Here is a 21,983-nt window from a genome sequence, read left to right as displayed (position 1 = left end):
CCAATACAAAAATTTAATTGACGTATACATTTATTAAACATTTTGATAACAGGTCTCAAAACACAACTTAAAATTTAAACAATATTTAAATTTTATGTTGCTGGTGATACCGTATACCCACGAATTGTTTTTACCTGCGTGTAACAAATCGCATCTCAAGTAAGGCCTCCCTACAATGAAGAAAAAGACAGCTGTACCCAATGCACAGAAAGCGGGTTCCGATACTGCTTCTGATGTGGCCAAAACCAACTCCCGCGTTATACACGAGACGGATGTTTTGTTGATCGGTGGTGGTATTATGAGCGCTACGCTGGGTACCTGGCTGCAAGAGCTGGAACCGAACTGGTCGATCACCATGGTCGAGCAAATGGAAAGCGTCGCGGAAGAGAGTTCCAACGGCTGGAACAACGCAGGCACCGGCCACTCCGCGCTGATGGAGCTCAACTATACGCCGCAGAAAGCGGATGGTTCCGTCAGCATTGAAAAAGCTATCGACATCAACGAAGCGTTCCAGGTTTCTCGTCAGTTCTGGGCGCATCAGGTGAAACGCGGCGTTCTCACGCAGCCGAAATCCTTTATTAATACCGTTCCGCACATGAGCTTTGTCTGGGGCGATGCGAACGTCAACTTCCTGCGCGCGCGCTACCGTGCGCTGCAGCAGAATCCACTGTTCCGCGGTATGCGCTACTCAGAAGATCATCAACAGATTAAAGAGTGGGCGCCGCTGGTGATGGAAGGGCGCGATCCGCAGCAGAAGATCGCCGCGACGCGCACCGAAGCCGGTACCGATGTGAACTACGGCGAGATCACCCGCCAGCTGATTTCCTCGTTGCAGGCGCATAAAAACTTCAATCTGCAACTCAATACGGTGGTGCGTCGTTTCCGTCAGAATGCAGACAAGAGCTGGACCATCACCGTTTCCGATGCCAATAACAGCCACGCGAAACGCACGATTAAAGCCAAATTTATCTTTATCGGCGCGGGTGGCGCGGCGTTGAAACTGCTGCAACAGACCAAAATTCCGCAGGCGAAAGAGTATGCCGGCTTCCCGGTTGGCGGCCAGTTCCTGGTGTGCGAAAACCCGGACGTGGTGAATCATCATCTGGCGAAAGTGTATGGTCAGGCCGATGTTGGCGCGCCGCCGATGTCGGTGCCGCATATCGATACCCGCGTGATTGACGGTAAACGCGTCATTCTGTTCGGGCCGTTCGCGACCTTCTCAACGCGTTTCCTGAAAAACGGTTCGCTGTGGGATCTGCTGGCGTCGATCAACAAATCGAACATCATGCCGATGATCAACGTCGGAATGGACAACTTCGATCTGGTGAAATATCTGGTCAGCCAGGTGCTGCAAAAGGACAAAGATCGTCACGCCGCGCTGCGTGAATACTATCCGATGGCGCAGAAAGGCGACTGGCGCTTGTGGCAGGCGGGGCAGCGCGTGCAGATTATCAAACGTGATGCACAGAAAGGCGGGGTTCTGCGTCTGGGCACAGAAGTGGTGAGCGACGATGAAGGTACCGTAGCGGCACTGCTCGGTGCGTCGCCGGGTGCTTCTACTGCAGCGCCTATCATGCTGCAACTGCTGGAAAAAGTGTTCCATGAGAAAATGCAGACCGCAGCCTGGCAGGCGAAAATCAAAGCCGTAGTGCCGACTTACGGCTCGCGCCTGAACGAACATCCGCAGGCGATTGAAGAGACTCTGGCGCACACCAGTGAAGTGCTGGAACTGAGCTACGTGCCGGTTCGTGATGCCGATCCTACCCCGCAACCGCAGACTAAATCGCAGCCGGTGGTGGTGAATGAGATGGCGGATATTGCGCTGTAAATGATAAAAAGCCCCGAATGTCGGGGCTTCTTGCAGATTGCCAATGCCTGATGCGCTATGCTTATCAGGCCTACATAAAAACTGCAATGTATTGAATTTGCATGATTTTGTAGGCCGGATAAGGCGTTCACGCCGCATCTGGCATCAACATGGCCACTTTATTAACGCTCTACAGCGTTATGAACTTCTTCTTCGGCTTTCCAGACGCGGTATTTAACTTCCACGTTATCCGGGGTGTAGACCACGATCGGCAGTTTGCTGTTGTAACGCAACATGCCGTCGTCACCGAGATACGCCGCAACAAACTGTTTGGTCTTCGTTTTGTCCGGGCAGGCCATCATGGTGGAGACCGGCTCGCCAACTTTATCAAAGACATAGTAGTCGTAACCCCAACCTTCCAGCGTTTTGCTTTCCAGCTTGCCGCCCAGGCGGTGACGGTTACAGTCGACTTCCAGCGTTTTACCAATCATCAGCTCAACTTTCAGCGCTGATTCGTCCTGCTGCGCAGGTAACTGAATCACCTGGCGCTTCATGCCTTTTTCCGCTTGCGGATAAGGCGCAACTTTTTCCAGCGGTTGCTCTGCCGCCGTGGCAGAAAGCGAAACAGCGGTCAGTAGTAAAGCAGCGAGCGTAAATGTGTTTTTCACTGTGAATCCTTTTTATCAGTAGTTCATCGGCAAGATTATCATCATTGTCGTGAATGTTAAGTGCCATTTACTGATTTTTGCATTAAGAGTAGTGAACTGTTTTGCGTATTAATCCGAAAACGAAGTTTCTCGCTGTCAGGATCAAAGCAGTTCTATCTGCTGTTTTGCACAGGCTTCGCGTAACGCGGCATCGGGTTCCCCATCGATGATAATCGCGCTGGCAAGGGAAAGCGGGCCGATGGCAAAAGCAGAAGCGGCGTTCATCTTTTCAGTCGAGGCCATGACCACTGTTTCTGCCGCGCGCTGCGACAGGGCGCGTTTCACACAGGCTTCTTCGTAATCACCCGTGGTAAAGCCTGCGCTGGCATGAATGCCCGTCACTCCCATAAAAAACAGATCGGCATTGATATGGCTGATGGCATCGATCATTGCCGATCCCACTGTCACAACCGAATGTTTAAACAATCTCCCGCCGATGACGATCACCTCAACCAGCGGGTGATCGACCAGACTGACGGCAATCCCTGGGCTGTGAGTGACGACGGTAAAAGCGATATCCTGCGGTATGCGCGCCACCAGTTCGTGTGCGGTGGTTCCGCCATCAATCATCACCACCTGACCTGGCTGTATCAGTTTTACCGCTTTTTCTGCCACTTTCTGCTTTGAACGGTTTTGCACGTTTTTGCGTGTTTCGATTGGCGCTATTGCGGCTGATGCGGGCAGTGCGCCACCGTGAACGCGTTGCAGCAGACCTTCAGCCGCCAGTTCCCGTAAATCACGCCGGATAGAGTCCTCTGAGATCATGAACTTTTGGCTCAATTCGCTGGATAAAACCTGCTTATGCTGCGCAAGCAGTTCGAGGATCATTTTTTTACGTTGGCTGGCGAGCATGAATATTTCTCTTCACGTTTTTTCTTGATGTTGCACGATTGTGCATGACATTATCGTTTTTGTCATTCACCTGAGGAATAAAAATGCACAATAACACGCCACACCTTCGCAACGTTCAGGAACAGCTTCTTTCCGATAACTGGTACGTACTGAAAAAATACACCTTCGATATACAGCGCCGCGACGGTAGCTGGCAGACGCAGAATCGCGAGGTCTATGACCGGGGCAACGGCGCAACCATCCTGCTCTATAACCGCGAGAAAAAAAGCGTGGTGCTGACCCGACAGTTTCGCTTCCCGGTTTCGGTGAACGGCCATTCAGGTTTGTTGATCGAGGCGGCGGCGGGTTTGCTGGATCAAGCGTCGCCGGAAGCGCGGATTATGGCGGAGGCCGAAGAAGAAACCGGTTTTAAAGTGAGCCACCTGGAAAAAGTTTTTGAAGCCTATATGAGCCCCGGCTCGGTCACGGAGAAACTCTACTTTTTCATCGCGGAATATAGCGAGCGCGACCGTACCGGTGACGGCGGTGGGCTGGAGGAAGAGGGCGAAGACATTGAGGTGCTGGAGTGGCCCTTTGAACAGGCGCTGGCGGCGATTACGCGCGGTGAAATTGTGGATGGGAAAACCATCATGCTGTTGCAGCATCTGGCGCTGAAGGATGTCTTTCACGAAATACGGGGCTGAATCGAGGTTTTAGACACTCTGGCAGGCGGGATGCGGAAATCCTGCCTATAAAAGAGTCTTTCGTTCACACTTCCGGGTGACCTATGTTAATTGACTGGCCGCGTCGTCGTGCGCTGCCTAACTACGCGCTCTATGGCGCAGAGGCCGGGCAGTCGTCGCTGGATATGGTGCATTATGAGCGCATTCCCTCACGCGCCAGCCGCTTTGGTTTTGATATCGAGCCCCATTTCCACGATGTTCTGATTCAGACGCTGTATGTTACGCACGGCAGCGGCGAAGCTACCATTGACGGCGAGGTCTGGGCCTTTCACGCACCGTGCCTGGTCGTCGTTCCCGCTCGCGCAGTACACGGATTTCGTTTTCGCGACGATGTTGATGGTCATGTCATCACCACGGCGCAGTCGGCAATCGAATCGGTCGCGCTGACTGCCGCCCCGGATTTACTGGACTTTGTGCGTACACCCGCGATGCTGACCGTCGACGTCGCTCATCGACGCGGGGTGCGTCTTGAAACGCTCTTTGACGCGATTGGCCGGGAAGCGGAGAACAGCGAGCGCTGGCAATACACCGCCGGGCTGGCGCTGACCATTGCGCTGTTTGTGCAGATCGCGCGTTTGAGTGAAAAAGCGGAGCTGGCGGGCAATCCTGCAAGGGCGGCGCTGGTCGCCAGGATTGAACGTTTTCGTGCTTTACTGGATGAACGTTGTCGACAGCGGCAACCCGTGGCCCATTATGCGGCGGCAATGGGAATTTCCACCGGGCAACTGACGCGAATCTGTCGCGAAGCATTTGGTATTTCGGCGATTGAAGCCATCGATCGGCGTGCGGTGCACGAAGCGCGGCGTCTGCTGGTCTACTCCTCGTTTAGCGTCAAGCAAATCTCGGCGGAATTAGGATTTCGCGATGAAGCCTATTTTGGCCGCTTCTTCCGCAAACAAACCGGCCTGCGGCCCACGGAATATCGCCTGCAAGAGCAGGGGCGGTTATCGCAGAGAAAACCGGCTTCCATCAAGAAAGCCGGTCTGGCTGATTAACGCAGCTTCACAAACAAATGCGCGGGCCCGGAGTTGGTCAGATTATTGCCACGAACGTACTCGATAGGCTGCGCGGGATCGAGCGCAATAGCTGAGACTTTACGCGCCACCAGTCGGGTGGCGATCAGTGTTTCAAGCTTCGCCAGCGGCTGGCCGAGGCATTTATGCATCCCGTTGCCAAAACCTAAATGACCGGTGGTATCACGGTCGATATTAAACGTATCGCCGGCCGCAAATTTACGGCTGTCGCGATTGGCGGACGAGAGCAACAATCGCACCACCGCCCCTTTGGGCAACTCAACGCCTGCCACAGTGGTGGCTTCAGTGGTCATGCGGCTGACGCGTTGCACCGTCCCGCGATAGCGCGCCACCTCCTCGACAAATTTATCTGCATCCGCTTCGTTTTCGCGAATACGCTGCACCAGATGCGGATGTTCCGCGAACATGCGAAAGGCATTCGCAACCAGAATGGTAGTGGTGTCGTGCCCGGCGATAAAGACGAAGGCGCACAGCTCTTTGGCCTCTTTCTCACTGAGTAACCCCTCCTTCCACATGCGGGCGATATGACCACCAATCGACTGGCTATTACTGAGGTAAAGTCGCTCCATGGCCTCTTTCAGATAGGCAAAAAAGGCCATCGCGCTTTGTTCATCGGTGCCGGTGCCGGGGGCGTTACGCGCCAGGCGGCCGAAGTAGCTGAAGGTTTCGTCCGACCAGAACTTCATCTTTTCTTCGTCTTCATTCGGCACATCGATCATCGCTGAGATGGTGGCGATGCTGAGCGGAATGGCGAACTCTTCCACCACATCGCCACCGCCTTTGGCGATCAACGCATCGATTAATACCTCCGCGCGGCGCTCGATCTCGGCAGCAAACGGCTCAATGGCCAGCGGCATAAAGGAGGGCTGAGCAATCTTACGCAGGCGCGTATGATCGGGCGCATCATACAGCGTCAGAAAAGTGAGCGGCGGCGGGCTGACCACTTCTGATGAGAAGAGTTTCGGGTCGCGAATGGCCTGCCAGACATCATCGTAGCGCGACAGGAACCAGACATCCGAGGTGGCAGACTGGCAGCGCAACACCGGGGCATGCTCGCGCATCCAACGATAATGTTCGTACGGATCGCCCTGCGAACCGTCGTCCACCACTTTGAAGGGTTGCAGTTCTTGTGGCCAGCTCAGCTCATGAGAGTAGGGCGGCTGCTCAGCCATTGCTGCGAACGGACAGCGTGCGGGCTCCGGTTGCGGGGCGGGCGCTAAGGCAGCAGGCGTGGATTTCTTGCCCAGCGCGCGGCTCATGGTCGCTTTGGAATGAAGGGCGTGTTGGGCGATCACTTCACGCGCGGCGTTGATGTCACCATACTCAAACGCGCTAACCAGATCACGATGTTGCTGAACAATATCGCCCACGATTTCAATGTCATCCCGCAGTGCCCGACCAATGTAGTCCTGTACCGCGAGTTGCTTATAGAGGGTAATCAGCGGCGCGTTTCCTGATGCTTCAATCAGGAACAGGTGAAATGCATGATTGGCCTGCGCGTAGCGCGTGACATCGCTAAAGCGCTTACCGACAACAAACGGTGCGGTCGCATCGGCCAGCCGGCGGAATTCAAGCAACTGTGTGCCTGATAAGCGCCCCAGGGTGAGCTGTACCGCACCCAGCTCCAGCGCCAGACGCAGATCAAACGTGTCATCGACGTCCTCCGGAGCAATGTGTTCTTCCCCCGTCTGCACCACCTGCCCGGCCCCGGCAAACTTCTCATAATAGAAGTTACGCGGCTTCACGCCTTCCGCGGCCAGCCAGTCGCGCACGGCCTCCACCATCGGCGGCGGCCCGCAGAGATAAATATCGACATCGCCGCCGTTAAGCTGCGAGGCAGTAATATGTTGCGTGACGTAGCCTTTGTGTGGCGACGAACTTTCAGGGCTGGCGACCGTGCAAAGATAGCTAAAATTCGGCAGGCGACGGGCGTAATCCTCAAGCCGTGCCAGTTCAACCCGATCCTCGTCGTGGGTGACGCCGAAGATCAACTGGATCGGCTGCGTGATATCACCTTCTTCAGCGATCTTATCCAACATGGACAAAAACGGCGCGAGCCCCGTGCCGCCCGCGAGGAATAAAAGCGGGCGTTCGATGGGACGCAGGTAGAAACTGCCCATCGGCCCGCGAAAGGTAATGGCGTCGCCGGGTTTGGCCTGCTCGCGAAGATAGCTGGACATTAAGCCCTGCGGAACATTGCGGATCAGGAAGGACACTTCGTTTGCCGAAGGGCCTGAGCTAAATGAGTAGGAGCGCGTTTGCGTGCTGCCAGGTACCTGTACATTGACATACTGACCCGGCAGGAAGCGGAGAGCACTGCGGTTTTCCAGCTCCGCCGAGAAAGTAATTGCAGTGGGGGAGAGCGCTTCGCAGGCGGTGATACGCCCGGTAAAAGCCGTGCTGCTGATACCCGCCGCATCAGACGTAGCGGCAATCTGCACCACGCAGTCGCTGGATGGCCGCATCTGGCAGGTCAGCACGTGTCCGGCTTTCGCTTCATCGTCGGAGAGTGCGTCTGGCACATAATCACCGAGCGCAAACTGGCCCGATTCACAGGTGGCTTTGCAGGTGCCGCATACGCCGTCGCGACAGTCGAGTGGAATAGCAATTTTTGCACGCAGCGCCGCATCGGCGACAGACTCACCGGTAAGGCATTGAATCAAATGCGTCGCGCCGTCTTCAAAGCGTAGGGTGACCTGATGGCTCATTGTTTTTATCCTCGGGTAGCAGGTGATTCCAGCCTCTGGCGGACTGGTATGAAACTCGAGGCTCCATATCATGCCGGAAGCCCTTTTCAGTCAACGGACAGAAATGACGTAAAACAGGACAAACCGTGCATTAGGCGGAGTTGGTGAGCGGGGGCACATTTTGGGAAGAGAGGCGAAAAACAGGCATTAAAAAACCCGCAAACTCAGAGAGAATGCGGGCTCTTAAGGGGTACTGAACGTTTAAAAACGTATCAGAAAATCTTTTTGGTCGGCACGAGAGGATTTGAACCTCCGACCCCCGACACCCCATGACGGTGCGCTACCAGGCTGCGCTACGTGCCGACACGTGGAGGCAATAGTACCCTTTTCGTTGCTGATTGCAAGTCAGCGAATGCGCGATTGATGCATAAGTAATCAATCAGTTAGCGATGAATCGTTTTTCCTCAGTCAGTACCTGCAGCAGCAGGCTCAGCTGTGGTTTTTGCTCGCGTTCTTTCTCGCCGTCGCTGTTCCACGTCTGGTAATGACCATTGTGGTCAAGCACAACGGTAAAGCGCGGGGTCGTAATCGCCAGCGTACTGTTATCCGCAGCGGTTACCCAAACGTGGCGACGCGTGGCGCTGAAGAGATCCTGCCCCTGCGAGTATTCATTTGCTGGCGTGCTCACGTGCAACAGACGCTGCATCAGGGTGGTCATCACGTCTTTATGCTCGGTCAGGGCGTCGATACGCTGCGCCGGGGTGCCCGGCCAGTGGACGACCAATGGTACCTGTAGACGCGCGCGTGACCAGTCGAACTGCTCGCGTTCATCGCCCAGCGGCACGCCGTGACCTGCGGTAATAATCACCACCGTGCTATCCAGTTTGCCAGAATCACGCAGCGCGCTCAGCACGCGGTTAATCTGTGTATCGACATCGGCGGCGGCGGCAGCATAGCGGCGGGTGAAGCCTTGCTGTTGACTGTCGTCGAGGTTGGTACCGTTAAAGGATACCCATGAGAACCAACGGTTTTCTTCCTGCGCGTAGCGGCCCAGCCAGTTAATCCACTGATTTGCCGTCTGCGCGTCGTTTTGCGATTTACTTGGCGGCAGCGAGAAGTCCGAAAGCAGCGCCTGACGGTAAACCGGGCTGTTGAAGCCATCGGATGAGAACAGACCCAGCTGATAACCCTGCTGGTTCAGCGCGGTTATCAGCGCCGCCGGAATACGCGCCGAGAGCACGCCATCCATATAAGCGGGTGAAATGCCGTAGAACAGGCCAAAGGTGCCGTTGTCTGCGGTATTGCCCGAGCTCATATGCTGGGTAAAGTTGACGTTTTCACCGGCGAACTGGGCCAGAGAAGGCATCTGTTTTTCGAAGCGTGAATAGTTCAGGCCATCGACGGTGATCAGCAGGACGTTTTGCCCCGCGCCCATATCACGGTAGCGCAGTTCGCTCAGCGGATACTGCACCGATACCGCTTCCGGATCGCCTTGCTCAACCAGACGACGCTGGTAATCCTGTGCATCCAGTAAGCCGTGTTTTTCCAGGAAGCGGCGCGCGGTCATTGGATAAGAGAGCGGCAGATTCGCTTTCTGCATGGTAATCGGGCGATAGAAGTTGGCATCCGCCCAGATGTACATCACATGCGAGCTGATAAAGGCCACAAAAAAGAGCCAGGCGACGGGGCGGAAGTAGCGGCGTCGGCGCATCAGGCTGCGCAGCTTTTGCCAGCTCCAGGTGGCGAACAGCATTTCGATAAGCAATATCACCGGCACGCTGATAAACATCAGCTGCCAGTCGCGGGCCATTTCGTTTTGGTCCGGGTTGATAACCAGCTCCCATACCACCGGATTAAGGTGCAGGTGGAAGCGGGTGAAAACTTCGGTATCGATAAGCAGCAGCGTCATTCCGGCGGTCGCCAGAATCGCGGACAGGAACCGCATTAAGCGCTGCGAGCCGACGATAAACGTCAGCGGAAAGAGAATCAGCAGATAGGCGGCGAACACCAGAAAGCTGAAATGCCCGACAAGGCTCAGGTACGAGTAAACGCGACCGGTAAGCGTTGTCGGCCAGTCGGCAACAAAAAGATAGCGGCTGCCGAGCACCATGGCCAACAACATGTTGAACATAGCAAACCAGTGCCCCCAGCTAACCATCTGGGAGACTTTTTCTCGGTAGGGCTGACGATGAGTCACCATAAACTGTTGTGTGTATCCCTTAGTGCGCCGGGTCGTCGTTAATAGAAGACTGTAACGCCTGAGCAAACGAGCGGGCGATAGCCTGGCGCTGAGCCGGGGCGACGCTGCTGTTAATCAGGTTCGTCACCATGTTCCCCAGAACCATCAAAGAGAGGTCTGTTGGAGTCTTGTGTTGTTCCAGTACGTTGACCAGTTCACTGAGCAGTTGTTCAACGTGTTCATCACTGTAGCGGGATTGTTGTGGCATAAATCAAATCTGTCTATATATGGAAGGGCAATATATTACCGTAGCACCAGCATTTTTTCCGCATTTTTTCGCCTTAAACGTCATCCTTTCCTCATGGGCGAAAGGATTAGGCGTTGGAAGAAAGAGCAAGTTGCACAGCAGCCTAAGGGGTGGTTGAATACACCCGATCTAAAAGGAGAGTTTAACATGAGTCTGGATATCGACCAGATTGCGCTGCACCAGCTTATCAAACGCGATGAGCAGACGCTTGAACTGGTACTGCGTGATTCGCTGCTGGAGCCCACTGCGCCCGTCGAAGAGATGATGGCGGAACTGCATCGGGTCTACAGCGCTAAAAATAAGGCCTACGGGCTGTTTAACGAAGAAAGCGAGCTGGCGCAGGCGTTGCGTCTGCAGCGTCAGGGCGAAGAAGATTTTCTGGCGTTCAGCCGGGCGGCGACCGGTCGTCTGCGCGATGAGCTGGCAAAATATCCGTTTGCTGACGGCGGCATCGTGCTGTTTTGTCATTATCGCTATCTGGCGGTGGAATACCTGCTGGTGGCGGTGCTGAATAATCTCAGCAGCATGCGCGTAAACGAACAGCTGGATATCAGCTCTACGCACTATCTCGATATCAATCATGCGGATATCGTGGCGCGTATTGATTTAACCGAATGGGAAACCAACCCGGAATCGACCCGTTACCTGACGTTCCTGAAAGGGCGAGTAGGGCGTAAAGTCGCGGATTTCTTTATGGATTTCCTCGGTGCCAGCGAAGGGTTGAATGCCAAAGTGCAAAACCGCGGCTTGTTGCAGGCGCTGGATGATTTCTCCGCCGAAGCACAGCTCGATAAAAACGAGCGTCAGACCGTGCGTAAGCAGGTTTACGACTACTGCAACGAGCAGTTGCAGGCGGGCGAAGAAATTGAACTGGAATCACTTTCCAAAGAGATTTCCGGCGTTAGCGAAGTGAGCTTTAGCGAGTTTACGGCAGAAAAAGGCTATGAACTGGAAGAGAGCTTCCCGGCGGACCGCAGTACTTTGCGTCAGCTGACGAAGTTTGCCGGTAGCGGTGGCGGGTTGACGATTAACTTCGACTCTCTGCTGCTGGGCGAGCGCATTTTCTGGGATCCGGCAACGGATACGCTGACCATTAAAGGCACGCCGCCGAACCTGCGCGATCAGCTTCAGCGTCGCGTTGGCGGTAAATAAACGCTGCCCACAAAAAAGCCCCGCATTGCGGGGCTTTTTCACAACTTGTCAGCGATTACGCGCGAACGAAGTCGATGTGAGACAGTTTTGGCTTGAACGGGTGACGCTGAACAGCCTGAACTTTCACTTTTTCTTCTTTGCCATCGATTACGATGGTAACAACTTCTGCGTAAAACTCAGCTTTGTCCTGCATGTTCCACAGTTTGTCGTGATCCAGTTCGATTGCAACCGGAGCAGCTTCGCCACCATAGATGATAGCCGGGAACTTGTTAGCTGCGCGCAGGCGGCGGCTCGCACCCTTACCCTGCTCTTTACGTGCTTCTGCATTGATAGTAAACATTTAAATCTCTCTTAATTATTCCTGCTACAGGCGACCCAGCAGCAGGTAAATGATCTGCTTCACGGATGTGAAAGCGGGCGGCATTTTATACTTAAATGCGCGTCGTATCAATCAAAAGGACGTTTAACCGCGTAATTCATTGGCGCGACGGAAGCGGCCTTCGTAGTCGAAAACCTTCTCGCGCACCTGCCAGAACTGCCCCTTTTTACGGGCTACCACAAAATCGGGATGACGCAACAGCGCCTGCTGGGCAAGAATATCGGCGGGCGTTATCCAGCGCAGCGGCACGCCGGGCGTGCGGGTATGCGGGCGAATAAAGAGTTGTTCAAAGGCGGTTCGCTGCGCCGGTGTATGCAGACGGAAGCGCTCACTGACATCGGCACCGTCTTCATCGTAGTAGGTGATTTTCAGCCACGCGCCTTTGTCATCCGCGCCGTCCTGAAGCACCATGCCGCTACAGCGCAGCACCAGCGCATCTTTTAACTTCAGCGCCGCTTTCAGCATATCGTCCGGGTCGACCAGCACCGTGTCGCACTCCCGACAGCGGCGGGCGGCGATATCGTTTTCCGCATTACACTGTGGGCAGTTTTTGAAGCGGAAGCGGTAGTCGCACTGTTCCCGGTGCCCTTCCTCATCTTCCAGCCAGCCCTGACAGCGACGGCCAAAATGTTCAATCAGCGTGCCGTCAGCGGTGGTTTTGCCCCAGAAGGTATTGGCAAAGCCGCAGCCGGGGCAGAAAACCTGGACCGGCACGTTGTCACTTTTGCCTTTTGGCGCGCCGACTTCCGGCGCGTAAAGGTCGTGAGGATTTCCGGCATAGTCCAGAATCAGACAGTCCGTTTTCCCCGGTGACAGGCGCAGGCCGCGTCCGACAATCTGTTGGTAAAGACTCACTGATTCGGTTGGCCGCAGGATAGCGATAAGATCGACATGCGGGGCGTCAAAGCCGGTGGTTAATACCGATACGTTCACCAGATAGCGAAACTTCTGCGCTTTGAAGGCGTCGATGAGTTCATCGCGCATCGGGCCGGGTGTTTCGCCGGTGATCAGCGCCGCATCGTTGGCGGGCAGCAGCCCGGTAATTTCGCGCGCGTGCTCAACGGTGGCGGCGAAAATCATCACCCCTTTGCGGTCCTGGGCAAACTCTTCAATCTGGCTGATAATGTGCGGCGTAATGCGTTTTTGCTGCTTCAGTTCGCGATTAAGATCCACTTCGCTGAACAGCCCGTTGCTGTTAGCCTGCAGGCGGCTGAAATCGTACTGTACCACCGGCATATCAAGCTGCTCGGGTGGCGTCAGATAACCGTGTTTGATCATATAGCGCAGCGGCAGTTCATAAATACAGTCGCGGAAAAGCGCTTTTTCGTCGCCGCGTACCATACCGTGATAGTGGAACTGATAAATCCAGCCTTTTCCCAGGCGGAAGGGTGTGGCCGTCAGCCCTAGCAGGCGTACCGTTGGGTTTACGCTCTTCAGGTGGGCGAGGATTTGCTGATACTGGCTGTCGTCGTCATCGCTGATGCGGTGGCACTCATCGACGATCAACAGCGAAAATTCACTCTTGAAATGGTCGAGATTACGCGCGACGGACTGCACGCTGCCAAATACGACTTTGCCGTGGCTCTCTTTTTTCTTCAGGCCCGCCGCGTAAATATCGGCCTCAAGACCCAGTGCACAATATTTGGCGTGGTTCTGCGCGACCAGCTCCTTAACATGGGCAAGTACTAACACACGCCCGCGCGCCAGTCTTGCCAGTTCAGCAATCACCAGGCTTTTGCCAGCGCCGGTAGGCAGCACAATCACGGCAGGGTGCTGATGGCGGCGAAAGTGGTTAAGAGTGGCGTCGACGGCTTCCTGCTGATAGGGGCGAAGTGTAAAAGTCATGGGGCTCGTTTATTGGTTTTGCTCGCGATTAGTATGCCACGAATCTTTTCTCTTGAGTGGTATAACAACCCCGTTATACTTGATCATTGTTGTTACTCCATTTTTCGGGCGCGTTGCCCGACACCCGGCATCATACAGGCTAAAAATTTTCATGCGACTTGATAAGTTTATCGCTCAGCAACTCGGCGTCAGCCGTGCTATTGCCGGGCGTCAAATCCGCGGCAACCACATCACCGTGGATGGCGAAATTGTGCGAGATACGGCGTTTAAACTGCTTCCTGAACATGAGGTGGCTTACGAGGGCAACCCTCTGGCCCAGCAGCACGGCCCTCGCTACTTTATGCTCAACAAACCGGAAGGGTATGTCTGCTCAACCGACGACCCGGATCATCCTACCGTGCTCTATTTCCTTGATGAACCTGTGGCGCACAAACTGCATGCTGCCGGTCGTCTGGATATCGACACCACCGGTCTGGTGCTGATGACCGATGACGGCCAGTGGTCGCACCGCATCACTTCACCGCGCCACCACTGCGAAAAAACCTATCTCGTGACCCTGGAAAACCCGGTCAGCGACGATACCGCAGAGCAGTTCGCCAAAGGCGTTCAGCTGCACAACGAGAAAGATCTTACCAAACCGGCGGTGCTGGAAGTGATTACCCCGACGCAGGTTCGACTGACCATCAGCGAAGGCCGCTATCACCAGGTGAAACGTATGTTCGCCGCCGTGGGCAACCACGTGGTGGGGCTGCATCGCGAACGTATCGGTGAGATTGCGCTCGACGACGACCTTGAGCCGGGCGAATACCGTCAGTTAACCGAAGAAGAAATCGCCAGCGTCGGCCTGTCGCCGCGCTAACATTGAGGTAACTTGTGACATCCAGGCAGCCTTCGTCATTCAATATCGTGTTTATCCTTGGCCTGCTGGCCATGCTGATGCCGCTTTCTATTGATATGTATCTTCCGGCGCTGCCGGTTATTTCACAACAGTTTGGCGTACCGGCCGGTAGCGCGCAGATGACCCTCAGCACCTATATTCTGGGGTTTGCTGTCGGACAGCTGCTGTACGGGCCGATGGCCGATAGCCTTGGTCGCAAGCCGGTTATCCTTGGCGGGACGCTGATTTTTGCGGTTGCCGCCATTGCCTGCGCGCTGTCAAAAAGCATCGATCAGCTCATTGTGATGCGCTTCTTCCACGGCCTGGCGGCTGCGGCGGCGAGCGTGGTGATTAACGCCCTGATGCGCGATATTTATCCGAAAGAAGAGTTCTCAAGGATGATGTCGTTTGTCATGCTGGTCACGACGATTGCGCCGTTGGTGGCACCAATGGTCGGTGGGGCAGTGCTGGTTTGGTTTAGCTGGCGGGCGATCTTCTGGATACTGGCGGCGGCTGCACTGTTGGCGTCGCTGGCTATCTGGTTCTTTATCGCGGAAACGCTGCCCGTTGAAAAACGGCAGAAGTTTCATATGCGCACGGTGCTGGGCAACTTCGCGTCGCTGTTCCGCCATAAACGCGTGCTCTCGTACATGCTGGCGAGCGGTTTTAGCTTTGCCGCAATGTTCTCGTTTTTGAGCGCCGGGCCGTTTGTTTATATTGAGCTTAACCATGTTTCGCCCCAGCATTTTGGCTACTACTTCGCGCTGAATATCGTTTTCCTGTTCATCATGACCACCATCAACAGCCGCATTGTGCGTCGGGTCGGGGCGTTAAATATGTTTCGCGCCGGGTTGTTTGTGCAGTTTGCCATGGCGGTGTGGATGGTGGCGTGCGCACTGCTGGACGTCGGATTCTGGTCGCTGGTGTTGGGCATTGCGGTATTTGTTGGCTGCGTGTCGATGGTCTCCTCAAATGCGATGGCGGTTATTCTCGACGAGTTCCCGCATATGGCTGGTACGGCGTCGTCGCTTGCCGGAACCTTCCGTTTCGGGATTGGCGCTATCATTGGCGCGCTGCTGTCGCTGGCAACCTTCAATTCCGCCTGGCCGATGATCCTCTCCATTGGGCTGTGTGCAAGCTGCTCGCTCTTTTTCCTGCTCTACGCCAGCCGTCGGCGAAAGTGCGCGTAGTACAAACATTTTGATAAAGGGGCGATTTTTCGCCCCTTTTTTTTGATGCATATCAACCGAAGTACTATTCATGGTACTTATGTATGTTTCTTTTATGTAAAATCTAATAATGTAAAAAGTCACATTGTTGTAGATAAAAAGGTTGTGTTAGATCACAGAAACGGGTACATATAGCGCCGAAAAGCATCACCCAATTCGCTTGTCGCGACAAAAATAATCACTCAGTCAATGAACAAGCCGTAAGTTGCAGGCGTTTTTTCTGGATGTAGGACGATTTGTCAACAATGTGTTAATATGGATGTAAAATAATTGTGAAGTAAATTGCTTCCGGGGAAAAGAACGTGACCACATTACAGCTTTCAATAGTACATCGACTGCCACAGGACTATCGCTGGGCGGCGGGTTTTGCAGGTTCAAGAGTTGAACCGATTCCGCAAAGTGGCGATAGCAACGAAAATGCGCTGGTGGCCCTTAAGCTGCTGAGCCCGGACGGTGATAATGCCTGGCCGGTGATGCATACCTTAAGCCAGGCGTTGTCGGATATCTCGCTGGAAAGCTCCGTACTTGAGTGTGAAGGGGAGCCGTGCCTGTTTGTTAAACGCCAGGACGAGTGTGCCGCAACCTGTCGTCTGAAAAATTTTGGCGTGGCGATTGCCGAAACGTTCTCCGGCAATAATCCGTTCTGACCGTCAGCTCAGCGTAATGAGCTGGCGGGTGTAATCCTGCTCTGGTGCAGCTAAAACGCGCTGGCACTCACCTTGTTCGACAACTTTTCCCTGTCGCAGCACAATCACCTGATGGCACAGCGAACGTACCACGTGCAGGTCGTGGCTGATAAAGATATAAGCCAGCCGGTACTTCTTCTGCAATTCCTTCAATAATGCCAGTATCTGCGCCTGAACGGTGCGATCGAGCGATGACGTGGGTTCATCAAGAATTATCAATTCGGGTTTCAGGATCAGCGCCCGCGCGATGGCGATACGCTGACGTTGACCGCCGGAAAACTCCGCCGGATAGCGCTGACGCGTGTCGGGATCTAACCCCACTTCCTGCATGGCCTGAATCACGCGTTGTTCGCGATCGATTGCCGACAATGCCGGGTGGTGTACCCGTAAACCTTCTTCAATGATTTGCAGCGCGTTCAGACGCGGGTTAAGCGACGAGTTCGGGTCCTGGAAGACCACCTGAATGCGATGGCGCAGCGGCAGGAGCTGCTTACGGCTGCGGCCCTGTAGCATTTCTCCGGCAAACTGAATCTCGCCTTTGGAGGCAATAAGCCGCAGTAGCGCCAGCCCCGTGGTGCTCTTACCTGAACCCGATTCCCCAACCAGCCCCAGCGTTTCGCCCGCGCGCAGGGTAAAGCTTACGTTGTTCACCACGCGATTGTTATCGACAATGCGGCGCAGGACGCCTTTACGAATCGGAAATTCGACGCTGAGATCGTTCACCGTCAGCAACGTGGCGGCATCCGCCGGTAAAGGAACCGGAGAGCCCGACGGCTCGCTGTCGAGCAGCTTGCGGGTATACGGGTGAACCGGCGCGGCAAACAGCGCCTGAGCGCTATTCTGCTCAACGCAGCGGCCCTGCTGCATGACCGCCACCCGGTCAGCCAGCTTGCGTACAATGCTCAGGTTATGGGTGATAAACAGCAGCCCCATATTTAACTCGCGTTTTAGCTCGCGCAGCAGGGTGAGAATTTGTGCCTGAACCGACACATCCAGCGCGGTGGTGGGTTCATCGGCAATCAACAGGTCAGGGCGCGTCAGCAATGCCATCGCAATCATCACGCGTTGACGTTCGCCGCCGGAAAGCTGATGCGGATAATCCGCCAGCCGTTTAGCGGCATTACGGATGCCAACTCTGTCCAGACAATCTAACATTTCTGCCCGCGCGGGCTCTTTGCGCATTCCCCGGTGCAGGGAGAGCACTTCGTAAAGCTGTTTTTCCAGCGTATGCAACGGGTTCAGTGAAACCATCGGCTCCTGAAAAATCATCGCAATACGGTTGCCGCGCACACCACGCAGCGTCTGTTCGCTGGCATGAAGCAGAGATTGCCCCTGAAAACGGATATCGCCGCCAGGATAGCTCACCGGCGGTTGCGGCAGCAGGCGCAAAACGGAGAGCGCGCTGACGCTTTTTCCCGAGCCCGATTCCCCAACCAGCGCCAGCGTTTCGCCTGCGTCTATCTGTAAAGAGAGATCGCTGACTACCGTGCGCGTGATGCCCTGATTGCGAAAGGCGATGGAAAGATTGTCTATTTCAAGGAGAGGATGACCCATCTTAAACCGCCTTATTCGGATCGAAAGCGTCGCGCACCGCTTCGCCGATGAAAATCAGCAGCGACAACAGCACGGCAACGGAAAGAAACGCCGTGATGCCGAGCCACGGGGCCTGAAGGTTATTCTTGCCCTGCAACAGCAATTCACCTAATGACGGCGAACCCAGCGGCAGGCCGAAGCCGAGAAAATCCAGCGAGGTTAGCGTGGTAATTGAGCTGCATAAAATAAACGGCAGGAAGGTGAGGGTGGCGACCATCGCATTGGGCAGCATATGGCGGAAAATAATGCTGCGATCGCTCACGCCCAGCGCCTGCGCCGCGCGAATATAGTCGTAGTTTCGCGTGCGTAAAAATTCCGCGCGCACCACGCCGACCAGCGCCATCCAGCCAAACAGGACGGTGATTGCCAGCAGCCACCAGAAACCCGGTTGCACGACGCTTGAGAGCAGAATAATTAAGAACAGCGTAGGCATGCCGGACCATACCTCAATAAAACGTTGCCCCCACAGGTCAATTTTACCGCCGTAATAGCCCTGAATCGCGCCGGCCGCGACGCCCATCACGCTGGAACAAATCGTCAGCATCAGGCCAAACAGAATCGAGATGCGTGTGCCGTAGAGAATTCGCGCCAGCACATCCCCGCCGTTGGCGTCGGTGCCCAGCCAGTTTTGCGAGGAGGGCGGCGAAGGGAAGGGGAGGTCCGTATTAAAGTCAATGGTTGTTGCACCGTAGCGAACCGGCGCCCACAGCACCCAGCCATTTTCGCGCAACTGCTTACGCAGCCACGGGTCCTGGTAATCGGCGGCGGTGGCGAACTGGCCGCCAAAAGTTTGTTCACTGTACTCTTTCACCAGCGGCACATAGAGGCTGCCTTTGTACTGCACCAGCAAAGGGCGATCGTTGGCGATGAGTTCGGAACACATGCTGCATACGAAGACGATCAAAAAGATCCACAGCGACCAGTAGCCGCGACGGTTATGGCGAAAGCGCGCCCAGCGCGCCTGATTAATTGGGTTTAACGGCATCATCCCCGGCCCTCAAAATCGATGCGCGGATCGACCAGCGTATAGGTGATATCACTGACAATATTCAGCAGCAGGCCGATCAGCGTGAAAATGTAGAGCGTGCCGAACATCACCGGGTAGTCGCGCGAGACGGTCGCCTCATAACCCAAAAGCCCCAGCCCGTTCAGGGAAAACATCACTTCAATCAGCAGCGAACCGGTAAAGAACATGCTGATAAAGGTGGCCGGAAAACCGGCAATGACCAGCAGCATGGCGTTACGAAAAATATGCTTCCACAGGATGTTGTGCTCGCTCACGCCTTTGGCGCGGGCGGTGACCACGTATTGCTTGCGAATTTCGTCAAGAAACGAGTTTTTGGTCAGCATGGTAAGCGCCGCAAAGCCGCCAATCACCGTCGCCAGCACCGGCAGCGTGATGTGCCAGAGGTAGTCGGTGATTTTCTGATACCAGGGAAGCGTGTCGAAATTAGCCGATACCAGCCCGCGTAGCGGGAACAGGTCGTAATAGCTGCCGCCAGCGAAGAATACAATCAACAAGATAGCGAACAGAAACGCCGGAATGGCATAGCCAATAATAATCAACGCGCTGCTCCAGGTATCGAAACGGCTGCCGTTTTGTACTGCTTTACGAATACCGAGCGGTATCGACACCAGGTAAATAATCAGCGTGCTCCACAGACCGAGCGTAATCGAAACGGGCAGGCTGTCCTTCATCAACTGTAAAACGGAGGCGTTACGAAACAGGCTATTGCCGAAATCAAAGCGGATGTAATCCCACAGCATTTTGAAGTAGCGTTCGTGCAGCGGTTTATCAAAACCGTAGCGCTGAGTAATTTCAGCGATCACTTCCGGGTCAAGGCCACGCCCGCCGCGATACTGGCTGTCGGCGATATTCCCCACGCCCGCGCGTGCATGACCGCCGCCGGAGCCGCCACCGCCCGTACCGGGCAAGCCACCCGGATTACCGAATTCAACGGCAGCAATGGCCTGGTCGACCGGGCCGCCGGGGGCAATCTGGACAATAAAAAAGTTAAGCGTGATGATTGCCCACAGCGTCGGGATAATCAGCAATAAGCGGCGGAGCAAATAAGCGCTCATATTTTCTCCTTAACGCCGGGCTTCCGGCAGTTTCGCCGCTTTATTGACGTCATACCACCAGTTATCAAAGCCGCTGGCATAGAGTGGGCGAATCGGCGGATGCGAGAATTTATCCCAGTAGGCGACGTGATCTTCCGCCATATACCACATCGGCAGCATGTAGAAGTTCCAGGTTAAGACGCGATCCAGCGCGCGACCCAGCGGCAGCAATTTTTTCTCGTCACCTTTCGCCTGGATTATCTGATTGATCAACGCGTCAACGACCGGGCTGGCGACGCCGGGCGCGTTATAGGTTGAGTTGATGTACTCAGATGACCAGGAAATTTGCAGGTCGGAGCTGGGCCACGGCGTGGCGCGCCACAGGCTTGGCATCATGTCGTAATCGCGTTTACGCAAGCGGCTGAGCAACTGAGAGTTATCCACCTGGCGAATAGACATCTCGACCCCGAGGCGTTTCAGATTGCGCTGGAACGGCAGCACCCACTGGTTATTACCGCCAGAGGCGACCAGCAGTTCGAAGCGCAGCGGCTGGCCGGTTTTTTCATTCACCCGCTGTTGGTCTTTCAGCACCCAACCCACGTGGGTGAGTATATCTCCCGCTTTCAGCAGGTTTTGTCGGTTTGCACCATCACCGTTTGAGACTGGAGGCTGATAAATGGTGGTGAAGACTTCAGGTGGAAGGTCCTTTTTCATCGGTGCCAGTAGCGTGAGTTCCTCGGCATTCGGATAATGGCGTGCCGCGTACTCTGTATTCTGGAAATAGCTGGCAGGGCGGCTGTAGGCGTTATAAAACAGCGCTTTGTTCATCCATTCAAAATCAAAGGCCATGCTGATGGCTTCGCGTACCTGACGATCGGCAAAGACGGGGCGCTGGATATTAAATGCCAGCCAGCGTGTGTCCTGGGCGGCCTCATTTTTTTGCGCTTCTTTAACGATATAGCCACTGGCGAAATTCTTGCCGATGTAGCGCGTGGCCCAGTTTTTGGCGCTGCTTTCGTTACGCATGTCGAACGCGCCCGCCTTAAACGCTTCAAAGGCGACGTTGTCATCAAGGTAATAGTCGTAGCGCAGCGTATCGAAATTCCAGCGGCCACGGTTGACGGGCAAATTCGCGCCCCAGTAATTTTTCTCTCGTGAATAGACAATATATTGCCCCAGCCGCCAGTCGGTAATGCGATAGGGGCCGCTGGCGAGCGGTGGGGTAGAGAGCGGATCGCTTAGCTTATGGTCGCGCCAGAATTTCTCTGGCATAACCGGCAGGGAGAAGAGGCTTAACATATCCTCTTTACCTGGTTTACCCAATTCGAAACGTACCGTGAGCGGCGCAATGGCTTTGACCGTCGTGCCTTTGTAGACCAAACGGAATTGCGGCACCCCTTCGGTCATAAACTTGTGAAAGGTAAATTCGACGTCGCGGGCGGTTATGGGCGTTCCATCATGAAAGCGGGCCTGCGGGTTCATGCTGACTTCTACCCATGAGTAATCATCGGCATAGCGGGCGCTTTCGGCAATCAGCGGATAATAGCTGCCCGGTTCATCGTCGGAGGTGGTGAAGAGGGCATCGTAGAGCGATTCGGTACGCACGCCAGGATTGCCGCGTAGTGCGTAACGGTTGAAGTTATCAAAGGTACCAATGGATGAGAGCGTGATCGTGCCGCCTTTGGGAGCAGCCGGGTTGACGTAATCGAAGTGATTAAAGTTAATGGCATACTTCGGCTCGCCGATCACGGCAAAGGCGTAACTCTCTTTAATCGTCTGTGCGCCGAGGGAAAAACTGCTCAGCGCCAACAGCACGAGACACATGCGCACAAATATCACCGGGTTACCTTCCCTTTATGATCCGTT

Annotated in this window: 18 protein-coding genes, 1 tRNA gene and 1 pseudogene; 7 read left to right on the top strand and 13 right to left on the bottom strand. The window is 54.9% G+C overall.

From position 1 onward, the window contains the following. The first annotated feature begins 175 nt into the window (after positions 1–175). Positions 176–1,828 (top strand): malate dehydrogenase (quinone), encoded by a 1,653-nt coding sequence (gene mqo, locus AC1MKH_RS16720; protein ID WP_276219794.1) that lies wholly within the window; start codon positions 176–178, stop codon positions 1,826–1,828. Between the two features lie 161 nt (positions 1,829–1,989). Here mqo and eco read toward each other — a convergent pair whose 3' ends face one another. Continuing rightward, the gene (eco, locus tag AC1MKH_RS16715) at positions 1,990–2,475 is read right to left on the bottom strand and encodes a serine protease inhibitor ecotin (protein ID WP_015963697.1); all 486 of its coding nucleotides are present in this window, start codon (positions 2,473–2,475) and stop codon (positions 1,990–1,992) included. A 141-nt stretch (positions 2,476–2,616) separates the two neighbouring features. Then, complete coding sequence (locus AC1MKH_RS16710) at positions 2,617–3,366, bottom strand: DeoR/GlpR family DNA-binding transcription regulator (RefSeq protein WP_276219795.1); 750 nt, start codon at positions 3,364–3,366, stop codon at positions 2,617–2,619. Positions 3,367–3,449: 83 nt separating this feature from the next. On the opposite strand from AC1MKH_RS16710, the gene AC1MKH_RS16705 reads away from it, so the two are divergent. Both AC1MKH_RS16705 and AC1MKH_RS16700 read left to right on the top strand, forming a co-directional pair. Beyond that, positions 3,450–4,049 carry an NUDIX domain-containing protein gene (locus tag AC1MKH_RS16705; RefSeq protein WP_276219796.1) on the top strand — a complete coding sequence of 200 codons (600 nt, stop codon included), beginning with the start codon at positions 3,450–3,452 and terminating at the stop codon, positions 4,047–4,049. An 83-nt stretch (positions 4,050–4,132) separates the two neighbouring features. Beyond that, positions 4,133–5,083, top strand: coding sequence for a helix-turn-helix domain-containing protein (locus AC1MKH_RS16700; protein ID WP_276219797.1), 951 nt, complete (start codon positions 4,133–4,135; stop codon positions 5,081–5,083). Here the strand turns inward: AC1MKH_RS16700 and AC1MKH_RS16695 are convergent. The 5 genes and pseudogenes from AC1MKH_RS16695 to AC1MKH_RS16675 all read right to left on the bottom strand — a co-directional run bounded on the left by AC1MKH_RS16695 (position 5,080) and on the right by AC1MKH_RS16675 (position 10,256). Continuing rightward, positions 5,080–6,816, bottom strand: a complete 1,737-nt coding sequence (locus AC1MKH_RS16695) for a cytochrome P450 (protein WP_442961898.1) — start codon at positions 6,814–6,816, stop codon at positions 5,080–5,082. The genes AC1MKH_RS16700 and AC1MKH_RS16695 overlap by 4 nt on opposite strands. An 18-nt stretch (positions 6,817–6,834) precedes the next feature. Continuing rightward, positions 6,835–7,830 (bottom strand): annotated as a pseudogene (gene benC, locus AC1MKH_RS16690) (benzoate 1,2-dioxygenase electron transfer component BenC); the annotation flags it as partial. A gap of 265 nt (positions 7,831–8,095) precedes the next feature. Further along, a tRNA-Pro gene (locus AC1MKH_RS16685) sits at positions 8,096–8,172 on the bottom strand. Between the two features lie 76 nt (positions 8,173–8,248). Beyond that, positions 8,249–10,009, bottom strand: a complete 1,761-nt coding sequence (yejM, locus tag AC1MKH_RS16680) for an LPS biosynthesis-modulating metalloenzyme YejM (protein ID WP_276219798.1) — start codon at positions 10,007–10,009, stop codon at positions 8,249–8,251. Between the two features lie 19 nt (positions 10,010–10,028). Then, entirely contained in the window at positions 10,029–10,256 is a 228-nt protein-coding gene (locus tag AC1MKH_RS16675; RefSeq protein WP_108473632.1) for a YejL family protein, read from the bottom strand. A gap of 186 nt (positions 10,257–10,442) precedes the next feature. Here AC1MKH_RS16675 and yejK point away from each other — a divergent pair, with 186 nt between their 5' ends. Next, a complete protein-coding gene (gene yejK, locus AC1MKH_RS16670) occupies positions 10,443–11,447 on the top strand; it encodes a nucleoid-associated protein YejK (protein WP_015963704.1) in 1,005 nt (334 codons plus the stop codon). A 55-nt stretch (positions 11,448–11,502) separates the two neighbouring features. Here the strand turns inward: yejK and rplY are convergent, their stop codons facing one another. Then, on the bottom strand, positions 11,503–11,787 hold the full coding sequence (gene rplY, locus AC1MKH_RS16665) for a 50S ribosomal protein L25 (protein WP_276219799.1): 285 nt from the start codon (positions 11,785–11,787) through the stop codon (positions 11,503–11,505). A gap of 123 nt (positions 11,788–11,910) precedes the next feature. After that, positions 11,911–13,671 (bottom strand): DNA repair helicase RadD, encoded by a 1,761-nt coding sequence (gene radD, locus AC1MKH_RS16660; protein WP_276219800.1) that lies wholly within the window; start codon positions 13,669–13,671, stop codon positions 11,911–11,913. A 151-nt stretch (positions 13,672–13,822) separates the two neighbouring features. Here radD and rsuA point away from each other — a divergent pair, with 151 nt between their 5' ends. The 3 genes from rsuA to AC1MKH_RS16645 all read left to right on the top strand — a co-directional run bounded on the left by rsuA (position 13,823) and on the right by AC1MKH_RS16645 (position 16,424). After that, entirely contained in the window at positions 13,823–14,530 is a 708-nt protein-coding gene (rsuA, locus tag AC1MKH_RS16655; RefSeq protein ID WP_276219801.1) for a 16S rRNA pseudouridine(516) synthase RsuA, read from the top strand. Positions 14,531–14,544: 14 nt separating this feature from the next. Further along, positions 14,545–15,738, top strand: coding sequence for a Bcr/CflA family multidrug efflux MFS transporter (locus AC1MKH_RS16650; protein WP_276219802.1), 1,194 nt, complete (start codon positions 14,545–14,547; stop codon positions 15,736–15,738). A gap of 341 nt (positions 15,739–16,079) precedes the next feature. After that, the gene (locus tag AC1MKH_RS16645; protein ID WP_015963709.1) at positions 16,080–16,424 is read left to right on the top strand and encodes a YejG family protein; all 345 of its coding nucleotides are present in this window, start codon (positions 16,080–16,082) and stop codon (positions 16,422–16,424) included. Between the two features lie 3 nt (positions 16,425–16,427). On the opposite strand, the gene yejF is transcribed toward AC1MKH_RS16645, so the two are convergent. From yejF to AC1MKH_RS16625, 4 genes are read right to left on the bottom strand one after another with little or no spacing between them, the layout of a single operon-like run. Beyond that, entirely contained in the window at positions 16,428–18,017 is a 1,590-nt protein-coding gene (yejF, locus tag AC1MKH_RS16640) for a microcin C ABC transporter ATP-binding protein YejF (protein WP_276219803.1), read from the bottom strand. A 1-nt stretch (position 18,018) separates the two neighbouring features. Further along, a complete protein-coding gene (locus tag AC1MKH_RS16635) occupies positions 18,019–19,044 on the bottom strand; it encodes a microcin C ABC transporter permease (RefSeq protein ID WP_276219804.1) in 1,026 nt (341 codons plus the stop codon). After that, positions 19,041–20,138, bottom strand: a complete 1,098-nt coding sequence (locus AC1MKH_RS16630) for a microcin C ABC transporter permease YejB (protein ID WP_276219805.1) — start codon at positions 20,136–20,138, stop codon at positions 19,041–19,043. Before AC1MKH_RS16630 ends, AC1MKH_RS16635 begins: the two co-directional genes overlap by 4 nt. Before the next feature lie 9 nt (positions 20,139–20,147). Beyond that, positions 20,148–21,941, bottom strand: a complete 1,794-nt coding sequence (locus AC1MKH_RS16625; RefSeq protein ID WP_442961897.1) for an extracellular solute-binding protein — start codon at positions 21,939–21,941, stop codon at positions 20,148–20,150. Positions 21,942–21,983: the final 42 nt, after the last annotated feature.

It is taken from the genome of Pseudocitrobacter sp. CD920760, from assembly GCF_057782505.1.
The sequence above is the reverse complement of the archived record's forward strand: the minus strand, read 5'-3'. Positions and strand labels throughout refer to the sequence as shown.